Origin of the sequence: Maribacter sp., from assembly GCF_039968975.1 — a bacterium.
In the GTDB taxonomy this organism is placed as follows: domain Bacteria; phylum Bacteroidota; class Bacteroidia; order Flavobacteriales; family Flavobacteriaceae; genus Maribacter.
Genome location: NZ_JBDVOT010000276.1, coordinates 1 through 9,452, shown reverse-complemented (window position 1 = coordinate 9,452; position 9,452 = coordinate 1). Strand labels below are relative to the sequence as shown.

General features: G+C 36.9%; 10 protein-coding genes and 2 tRNA genes. 9 read left to right on the top strand and 3 right to left on the bottom strand.

The features are described 5' to 3' along the window. The 9 genes from ABJI11_RS18605 to ABJI11_RS18565 form a co-directional block, all read left to right on the top strand. The coding region (locus tag ABJI11_RS18605) for a phosphotransferase (RefSeq protein WP_348355794.1) at positions 1–536 on the top strand (536 nt) is incomplete at its 5' end. Between the two features lie 5 nt (positions 537–541). Next, the gene (locus tag ABJI11_RS18600) at positions 542–925 is read left to right on the top strand and encodes a hypothetical protein (RefSeq protein WP_348355791.1); all 384 of its coding nucleotides are present in this window, start codon (positions 542–544) and stop codon (positions 923–925) included. A 53-nt stretch (positions 926–978) separates the two neighbouring features. After that, a complete protein-coding gene (locus tag ABJI11_RS18595) occupies positions 979–1,734 on the top strand; it encodes an SDR family NAD(P)-dependent oxidoreductase (RefSeq protein WP_348355788.1) in 756 nt (251 codons plus the stop codon). A 3-nt stretch (positions 1,735–1,737) separates the two neighbouring features. Further along, on the top strand, positions 1,738–2,508 hold the full coding sequence (locus ABJI11_RS18590) for an enoyl-CoA hydratase/isomerase family protein (RefSeq protein ID WP_348355785.1): 771 nt from the start codon (positions 1,738–1,740) through the stop codon (positions 2,506–2,508). Between the two features lie 72 nt (positions 2,509–2,580). Next, entirely contained in the window at positions 2,581–3,585 is a 1,005-nt protein-coding gene (locus ABJI11_RS18585; protein WP_348355783.1) for an NADP-dependent oxidoreductase, read from the top strand. Between the two features lie 119 nt (positions 3,586–3,704). Next, positions 3,705–4,679, top strand: coding sequence for an NADPH:quinone oxidoreductase family protein (locus tag ABJI11_RS18580; RefSeq protein ID WP_348355780.1), 975 nt, complete (start codon positions 3,705–3,707; stop codon positions 4,677–4,679). 83 nt (positions 4,680–4,762) lie between these two features. Further along, positions 4,763–5,500, top strand: a complete 738-nt coding sequence (gene fabG, locus ABJI11_RS18575; protein ID WP_348355777.1) for a 3-oxoacyl-ACP reductase FabG — start codon at positions 4,763–4,765, stop codon at positions 5,498–5,500. A 5-nt stretch (positions 5,501–5,505) separates the two neighbouring features. Then, on the top strand, positions 5,506–5,970 hold the full coding sequence (locus tag ABJI11_RS18570) for a MaoC family dehydratase (RefSeq protein WP_348355774.1): 465 nt from the start codon (positions 5,506–5,508) through the stop codon (positions 5,968–5,970). 80 nt (positions 5,971–6,050) lie between these two features. Then, positions 6,051–7,874, top strand: coding sequence for a long-chain fatty acid--CoA ligase (locus ABJI11_RS18565; RefSeq protein WP_348355771.1), 1,824 nt, complete (start codon positions 6,051–6,053; stop codon positions 7,872–7,874). A 199-nt stretch (positions 7,875–8,073) separates the two neighbouring features. Here ABJI11_RS18565 and ABJI11_RS18560 read toward each other — a convergent pair. The 3 genes from ABJI11_RS18560 to ABJI11_RS18550 form a co-directional block, all read right to left on the bottom strand. Then, positions 8,074–8,151: transfer RNA gene (locus ABJI11_RS18560), tRNA-Pro, on the bottom strand. Between the two features lie 39 nt (positions 8,152–8,190). Then, positions 8,191–8,279, bottom strand: a tRNA-Ser gene (locus tag ABJI11_RS18555). Positions 8,280–8,391: 112 nt separating this feature from the next. Then, positions 8,392–9,452 (bottom strand): HDIG domain-containing metalloprotein (locus ABJI11_RS18550; RefSeq protein ID WP_348355768.1); only part of this gene is annotated, 1,061 nt, incomplete at its 5' end.

The following is a 9,452-nucleotide window of genomic DNA, read 5'->3' as shown; positions in this document are numbered from 1 at the left end:
ATTTAGCTGCCGCAACAGATGATGTCCCTACCGCAGGGAAAGTAATGAAATGGATGGCAGAAAATCAGCCTAAAACCTATGACCATACTTTAATACACAATGATTTTAAATATGACAATGTGGTTTTTAAAGACAATAGCTGGAAAGAAATTGCAGCAATTCTAGATTGGGAAATGTGTACCCTTGGAGACCCTCTAATGGATTTAGGCACCTCTCTAGGCTATTGGACTACGTATGCAGATCCAGATTTTATGAAACAAGGGCTGCAATCACCGACGGTTATGCAAGGCAACCCCCTTCGTGCAGAAATCGTTCAACAATATGCATTAAAAAGTGGGCGAAATATAGATAACTTAATTTTTTATTATGCCTACGGCTTATTCAAAATTGCAGTTATCGCCCAACAAATATATTATCGCTACAAACATGGGCATACGAGCGACCCAAAGTTTGCCCAGCTCAACAAAGCATCAGAGCTGTGTTGTAAAACGGCTTGGGAGGCAATTCAAAAAAAACGGATAGACAATTTATTTTAGAATATTTGAAAACAACATCACATAACAAAATTAACAAAGAACAATTAAAAGCTTTTGCGCAATTACCTACAGATAAACCTGTGGTAATGGTTAATCTGCTAAAGTTCAAAGACAGTGTTGAAGAAACCGGATTAACTGGAGCTGAATCATATAAAGTATATATGAAAGCTGCCATGCCGTATTTTCAAAAAGCGAATGCTGAAATTCTTTATTTAGGAAAACCTCAACGAACATTAATAGGACCTGAAGATGAAGCTTTGTGGGATAAAATACTCATAGTAAAATACAATTCAACAGCTGATTTTTTAGGGATGATAAAAGCTGAAGGCTATCCCACACATTTAAGAAATCAATCTTTACAAGATTCAAGATTAATTCAGTGCGATTGAAAATTTGAGATTTACACACAAGAACTTAGAACACCAAGGTTAAAATAAAATAGATGAATTTAGAAGATAAAATAGTAATCATAACTGGTGCCGGAAGCGGTATTGGGGCTGCAGCGGCTAAACTTTTAGGTGAGCGCCAAGCAACAGTTGTAGTTTCAGATATTAATCTGGAAAATGCAGAAAAAGTTGCCGAAGAAATTAAAAATAATGGTGGCAAAGCATCCGCCCTAAAAACCGATGTTACAAAATTTAACGAGGTAGAGGATTTAATTTCACAAACAGTCTCTAAATATGACCGTGTTGATGTAATTGTCAATAATGCCGGTATTGGTGGTAAACATCAATTAAAAACCGCAGAACATACCCATGACGATTGGCACAATGTAATAGCTGTAAACCAAACAGGTGTTTTTTACTGCATGCAGGTCGCTCTTAAACAAATGACAAAGCAAGGTCATGGCAATATAGTCAATGTAGCTTCTTTAGCCGGACTCAAAGCTTCTGGAAACAACCTCTCTTACAGTGCAAGTAAATTTGCAGTGGTGGGCATGACCAAATCGGCAGCTTTAGAATATGGCAGTAAAAACATACGCGTTAACGCGGTATGCCCTGGTTATACCCATTCTGCACTATTAGATCAATTACTAGGAGCCAGATCTGATATGGGAGATTTACTGAAAAGATTAATACCTATGAAAAGATTTGGTGAAGCCAATGAAATTGCAGAAGGTATTTGCTTTTTAGCTTCTGACAATTCTAAATTCATGACAGGACAAACATTAACATTAGACGGAGGAACATCCTTATAAATTATGAAGACATTAGAAATTACATATAAAGATGAGTACGCTATAGTACAGATGAATCGTGGCAAAGTAAATGCCATTAATGCAGAAATGGTTTCAGAAATGAGAGAAACCTTCAAATCTATAGCTGCAAATGACGAGGTAAAAGGTGTCATACTTTCTGGTCAACCTCATTATTTTTCAGCAGGTTTAGACTTGATTGAACTTTTTCAATACGACAAAAATCAAATTAGCGATTTCTTCTCTGCCTTTGGTAGTCTGTATTTAGAGCTGGTACAATTTAAAAAACCTTTTATCTCTGCGATAACCGGTTATTCTCCTGCTGGCGGATGTGTACTGGCAGTTGCCAGTGATAATCGTTACATGGCAGATGGTGAGAAATATGTTATAGGCCTTAACGAGGTTGCCGTAAATATTCAAATTAGTCAAAACCTGACAGAAGTATATGCTTTTTGGATGGGTGATGGTTTGGCAAGCAAATATATTCTAGAAGGTAAATTACTGACTGGTAAAGAAGCAGTATCTGCCGGCTTGGTAGATGAATTAGTTCCATTAGAAGATGTTTTAGATCGTGCTGAAAACCAAATGCGACTTTACATGAAAGCAGACCAGCAAATTTGGAGAAATACCAAAGCGAAAATTAGAAAGCATCTGCTTGAAAAATTAGATGTAAATGGTAAAAACTCTCTAAAAGAAGCAGCAGAACTCTGGTGGAAACCAGAAATACGAGCGAAAATGAAAGCCTACGTAGAAAGTTTTTCCAGCAAGAAAAAATAATACGCAACTAACTAAAATAAAAGTAAATCAGGTGCTGTCACAGTATCGGAATGATTATAAAATAACGAACTCATGAACAAACAATTATTATTTGTAAAAAGACCAACAGGTGATGCTGATGCTTCTACATGGTCATTAGTATCTAACCCTATTCCTAAAATAAAAGAAGGAGAAGTTTTAATTCAGCAGCATTATGTTTCGCTAGATCCAGCAATGCGTGGTTGGATGAATGAAGCAAAATCTTACATACCGCCTATGGAAATTAACTCCGTAATGAGAGCGGGTTCAGTTGGCCAGGTGATAGAAGCTAATAACCATCCTACTTTTAAGGTCGGTGATTATGTAGCAGGTTATGCAGGTGTTCAACAATACATTGCTACAAATGCAGATGGGTATTACAAGGTAGACCCAAAGCTGGCACCATTACCAACATATATTGGCACTTTAGGTATGCCGGGCATGACAGCATATTTTGGTATTACAGAGGTAGGCAAATTAAAAGAAGGTGATATTGTTCTAGTTTCAGGTGCAGCAGGTGCCGTTGGTAGCATTGTTGGTCAGGTCGCTAAAATCAAAGGTTGCAAGGTTGTAGGTATTGCAGGTGGAGCGGATAAATGCAAATACGTTGTTGATGAATTGGGTTTTGATGCTTGTATAGATTACAAAAATGAAAATGTTAAACAACGATTAAAAGAAGAATGCCCCAAAGGTTTAGATATATACTTTGACAATGTAGGTGGTGAAATTCTAGATCTTGCTTTAGGTAGGTTGCGTATGAATGCCAGAATTGTTATTTGCGGAGCTATCTCTCAATACAACAACAAAACCGCAATAAAAGGACCTAGTAACTATCTATCATTATTAGTAAACAGAGCAAGTATGACCGGTATGGTTGTCTTTGACTATGCGGATAGATATGCTGAAGGAGCAAAAATTTTAGGTGGCTGGATGGCTCAAGGAAAATTAAAAAGCAAAGAGGACATCTACGAGGGAATTGAAAATTTCCCGGAAACTTATAGCCGTCTTTTCTCTGGTGATAAAATGGGGAAATTGGTATTGAAAATAATAGAAGAATAAATAATAAAATACAAGGGCAAATACAAAAATCAAATTCAGAAGTACAAAAACTGAAATTTGAATTTGTATTTGAGTTTGACTTTTGAATTTTGAATTTTGAATTTTGAATTTTAATAAGTATGAAAGCAATACGGTGTAAAAAATTTGGTCCACCTTCTTCATTAGTATTGGAAGATGTGGAGCACTTAAGTCCAAAGGCAAAAGAAGTTTTAGTAGAAGTAAAAGCATGTGGCTTAAATTTCCCCGACACCTTGATCATTCAAGGACTGTATCAGTTTAAACCAGAATTACCTTTTACCCCTGGCAGTGATGTAGCCGGTATCGTCAAAGAAGTTGGTGAGGGAGTTTCTCATTTAAAAGTGGGACAAGAGGTATTTGGCTTTGTAGCTCATGGCGGCTTGGCCGAAGAAGTTCTAATACCTTCTAACGCATGCTTTCCAAAGCCACCTCAAATGGATTTTCCTATTGCCGCTTCATTTTTGATGGCCTACGGTACATCATATCATGCATTAAAAGACAGAGGTAATCTGGCCGAAGGTGAAACACTTTTAGTTTTAGGCGCCTCAGGCGGTGTAGGCTTGGCAGCCGTTGAATTAGGAAAACTAATGGGAGCCAAAGTTATTGCAGCTGCTTCCACTGATGATAAGTTGGCCCTTTGTAAAGAATATGGTGCAGATGAATTAATAAATTATTCTGCTCAAGACCTTAAAACTTCTATAAAGGAGTTGACAGACGGCAAAGGTGCCGATGTCATATATGACCCTGTTGGCGGAACCTATTCAGAAGCGGCATTTAGAGGCATAGCCAGAAATGGTAGGTATTTAGCAGTAGGCTTTGCCGCTGGCGATATTCCTAAAATTCCATTAAATCTTCCGCTATTGAAAGAAGCCGCAATCGTAGGTGTTTTCTGGGGTGCTTTTGCCATGAAAGATGCCAAGGCCAATATGGAAAACACAATGACTTTAATGAAATGGCATGCTAAAGGAAAACTTAAACCACATATTCACGCCATTTACAATTTGGAAGATACCGCCAAGGCACTTGAAGAAATGACCGATAGAAAGGTGAAAGGTAAATTGATTGTTAAAACCTAAAACACAAAGTACAAAAGCCAAAAAGCATTTTCAACATAACAACACTACTAACAAAAAAATTAACAACAACGAAATAGAACATCATGAGATTAAAAAACAAAATAGCAGTAGTAACAGGCGGTTCTAGAGGTATAGGGCAAGCCATATCAGAACTTTTTGCAAAAGAAGGTGCAACCGTAATTATAGTTGATTTATTACCTGCAGGGCAAACCGTAGCAGATGGTATTAACGCTAGTGGTGGTAAAGCAGAATTTCATGCGGTGTCGGTTACTGACAAAACGGCTATTGAAAGTCTTTTTGCATCTGTAAACGAAAAGCATGGAAAACTAGATATCTTAATAAATAATGCAGGAATTACAAGAGACAAGACGCTTGAAAAAATGAGTGAAGAAGAATTTGATTCTGTTGTAAACGTAAATCTAAAAGGTGTCTTTTTGTGTACCCAAGCCGCAGCACCTTATATGAAAGCCAACAAATATGGTAGAATAGTTAGTGCAGCGTCTAATGTTGGTTTACGAGGAAATTTTGGTCAAACCAATTATGCCGCTACAAAGGCAGGTGTTATTGCAATGTCAAAAACATGGACTATGGAACTGGGTAAACACGGCATCACGGCCAACGCAATTGCCCCAGGTTTCACCATGACAGATATGGTTGCCAAAATACCAAAAGAGCATTTTGCAGCGATTGAAGCAAGTATACCCTTAAAAACCGTAGCACAGCCCATTGATATTGCTTATGGATATTTATACTTGGCATCAGACGAAGCTAGGTTTGTTTCAGGAATGTGTTTAACAATAGATGGTGGAACTTCAAGATAAATAACATGGCAAAATTAGAAATAGCGGATTTTAAGGCATTTAGAGCACTAGAAGGTAAACCATTACCAGAGGGCGATTGGATGACGGTAAACCAAGAAATGATCAACGATTTTGCTAAAGCAACCGGAGACCATCAATGGATTCATGTAGATGTTGAAAAAGCAACCAAATACTCCCCATTTAAAAAACCTGTAGCGCATGGTTTTATGTCGGTATCCATGCTTTCAAAATTATTAGAAGATCTTATTTCGGTAAAGTCAGTTACGATGGGTGTTAATTACGGATTGAACAAAGTTCGGTTTCCAAGTCCTGTTTTAGTTGATAGCCGTCTTCGATTAGTAAGCAGTATTGCCAACATTGAAGAATATGGCGATACCGGACTAAAGGTTACTTGGAACTGTACCGTTGAAATTGAAGGTTCAGAAAAACCGGCCTGTGTAGCAGAATTTATTAGTCTTATGTTCTCGTAAGACCTTAATACAGAAAGTTATGTAAATAAAATCTCTTGTAAAATTTTCGTATTTTAAACTAGCAAAAACAAACAGAAGCAATGACCAGACTCTTTGACCTTTTATACCATCAACTTGAAAATTATCCATTAGAAAATTCCATAAATGGTAGAGATGCCTCTGGAAAATGGAAATCATATAGTTCGCAAGAAGTAAAAGAAACTGCGGAAAATATGGCATCAGGATTATTGAACCTTGGTCTAAAACCCGGTGATAAAGTTGCTATAGTAGTATATAAAAATAGACCAGAATGGATGATATTAGATTTTGCCATGCAAATGGCAGGTATTATAAGCATTCCCTTATACCCTACCATTAGTGTTGGCGAGTATGAGTATATTTTAAACGAAGCCGAGGTAAAAGTAGCTTTTTGCGGTAACGGTGATCTGTATAGTAAATTAAATGCTTCGCGCAAGAACGTAGTCACCCTAGAGCACATTTACACCCTCGACAAACAATCTGACATTCCGTACTGGGAAGACATATTTGACAATTCTCATATGGCTGAAATTGAAACCATTAAAAGTGGAGTTACAAATGAGGATCTGGCCACCATTATTTACACCTCTGGTACCACAGGAAACCCTAAAGGAGTTATGTTATCGCACAAAAATATAATGCATATAGTTTTGAACACTTCTCCCCATTTACAAGCTAAGTCAGGTGACAATGTGCTGAGCTTTTTACCATTGTGTCATATTTATGAACGCTCTGTTTCTTTTGTTTACTATTACAAAAGCGCAAAAATATTCTTTGCGGGCACTGATAATCTAAGTGGTCCTGAGGGCGACTTAGCCGCTGTTCAACCAGCAACATTTACTACTGTACCTAGATTATTAGAAAAAATTTATGAAGCTATTTACAACAAAGGCTTGGCTTTAGATGGCACAAAAAAGAAACTATTCTTTTGGGCATTGGCATTGACCGATAATTACGAACTAAATCAAAAACTATCGTTTGTCACCAAACTAAAGTGGAAAATTGCAGATAAATTAATTTTTTCTAAATGGCGTGATGCCCTTGGAGGAAATGTAAAGGCTGTGGTTACAGGAGCTGCACCCTGCCCGGTTAAAGTTATGCGCGTATTTTGTGCAGCTGGTATTCCTATTCGTGAAGGATATGGACTTACAGAAACTTCACCAACATTAAGCGTAAATACTATGGAACCAGACGGAGCAATGCTAGGTTCTGCAGGTCCGCTTATTGACGGCGTTGAAATAATAATAGACCAAGAAGGTGGAGACTATAGGGAAGGCGAAGGTGAGATCTTAGCGCATGGACCCAATGTTATGATGGGTTATTATAAAAAACCAGAAGTAAATGCTCAGGTCTTTTGTGAGAAAGATGGTAAAAGATTTTTTAGAACTGGTGATATTGGCACGTTAGTAAAAGGAGATACGGGCAGAAAATTCTTGAAAATTACTGATAGAAAGAAAGAATTACTTAAAACTTCTGGTGGTAAATATGTAGCACCGGCACCAATTGAAAATAGAATAAAAGAAGAGTTTTTAGTAGAACAGATGATGGTTATTGGTGATAAGCAAAAATTTGTTTCCGCATTGATAGTTCCTGCAGAGGAAGCATTGAAAAGTTACTGCAATAAGAAGGATATTCCTTGGACCAGTTTAGATGAAATAACAAAGCAGCCCAAGGTACTCAAGAGATACCAAAAAATAATTGACAGATACAATCCTGAATTCAGTCATGTAGAACAAATTAAAAAGTTTAAACTAATAGCTCGTGAATGGTTACCTGTACATGCGGATGGCGCAGCTGCAGAATTAACCCCTACCCTTAAATTAAAGCGTAGAGTTATAAGAGAGAAATTCAGCACTGAAATTATGGATATCTACGCTGAACAATAGAAAACAGAATGCAAATCTTGTTCTTAACCTTTACCATAAACTTCATTGAACAATCAATACCGGTATAATTTGAGCTTTTATCGGTCTATATTTATCCAGTTTTAGCCCATATACGGGTTTATTCTACAAATAATATACACTAACCACCTAAAATGAAAAAACCCTCGTAAATCATTTGATTTACGAGGGTAATTAAAATTGGTCGGGGTGGCAGGATTCGAACCTGCGACCTCCGCGTCCCAAACGCGGCGCGATAACCGGGCTACGCTACACCCCGAATTGGTTATCAAAAAATATGTCTCTCAACATATTGTTGCGGAGAGACAGGGATTCGAACCCTGGGTAAATGTTTCCACCTACGACGATTTAGCAAACCGCTCCTTTCGGCCACTCAGGCACCTCTCCAGTAATTCTTCAATGAACTGTTGCTCTAAATAGCGGATGCAAATGTAGTAAGTATTACTGATTATACACAACTATTTTTAATGTTTTTTTTCAATAAAAAAATACATCCCTGTTACTCAGGATATTCCACTCGCAAATGATAAATATTTATTAGCTTTTGTTTGAATATTTTCTTGATTGTTTCAATTTCTTTGAACGTAATGTCTGCATTCAAAAATTGATTTGCTTTCATTTGACCCGAGATTATTTTATCAACAAACTCATCAATAATTAAAAAAGTTGGATTTTTTAAACTTTTTGATGCCGCTTCCACTGAATCTGCCATCATTAATATTGCTGTCTCTCGAGAAAATGGCAACGGACCAGGATATCTAAAATCCTCTTCATTTACATCTTCTTCTAATTCTTTCTGTTTCTTATAAAAATAATAGACCAAAGTAGTACCATGGTGAGAACGTATAAAATCAATTACACGATCAGGTATATTGTTCTTTCTTGCTATCTCAATACCTTTAATCACATGATCTATAATAATACGCGCACTGTCTTTAGGACTTAGCTCATCATGCGGATTAACATTGGTAACCTGGTTCTCCGTAAAATATGTAGGATCGTTCATTTTACCAATATCATGGTACAGCGCCCCTACTCTAACCAACATTGCATTTGCTCCAATTTCATTAGCAGCGGCTTCAGCTAAATTGGCAACCTGTAACGAATGATGAAAAGTTCCCGGAGCCCTATTGGATAATTCCTTTAAAAGCTTAGAATTGGTGTCCGAAAGCTCTAATAGGGACACATCTGACACTAATCCAAAAACTTTTTCATAGATATATATTAATGGTTGTACAAAGAGGGTTATCATACCATTTAATAGAAAAAGCCCCAAAGTAAACCATTCAATATCACTCAAATCACCTTCATGAATGGTATGAAAAGCTAAATAACCTATAATATAAATCAATGTTATCTGACCAACACTAACAAAAAGATTTGCTCTTTTATACAGTTCAGATACAGTCAATATTGTTACGATACCAGTAATAATCTGTAGAAATATATACTCAAAGCTATTGGGCACCACAAAACCTAAAATCAGTATTGTAAGCACATGTACGAACAACCCTAACCTTGCATCAAAAAATGTTTTTAAAATTAAAGGCAGTATGCATA

What these genes read in the sequence shown, in the direction of transcription:
- ABJI11_RS18595 (WP_348355788.1), top strand. Translation starts at nt 979, where the DNA reads ATGAATTTAGAAGATAAAATAGTAATCATAACTGGTGCCGGAAGCGGT.
- ABJI11_RS18590 (WP_348355785.1), top strand. Translation starts at nt 1,738, where the DNA reads ATGAAGACATTAGAAATTACATATAAAGATGAGTACGCTATAGTACAG.
- ABJI11_RS18585 (WP_348355783.1), top strand. Translation starts at nt 2,581, where the DNA reads ATGAACAAACAATTATTATTTGTAAAAAGACCAACAGGTGATGCTGAT.
- ABJI11_RS18580 (WP_348355780.1), top strand. Translation starts at nt 3,705, where the DNA reads ATGAAAGCAATACGGTGTAAAAAATTTGGTCCACCTTCTTCATTAGTA.
- fabG (WP_348355777.1), top strand. Translation starts at nt 4,763, where the DNA reads ATGAGATTAAAAAACAAAATAGCAGTAGTAACAGGCGGTTCTAGAGGT.
- ABJI11_RS18570 (WP_348355774.1), top strand. Translation starts at nt 5,506, where the DNA reads ATGGCAAAATTAGAAATAGCGGATTTTAAGGCATTTAGAGCACTAGAA.
- ABJI11_RS18565 (WP_348355771.1), top strand. Translation starts at nt 6,051, where the DNA reads ATGACCAGACTCTTTGACCTTTTATACCATCAACTTGAAAATTATCCA.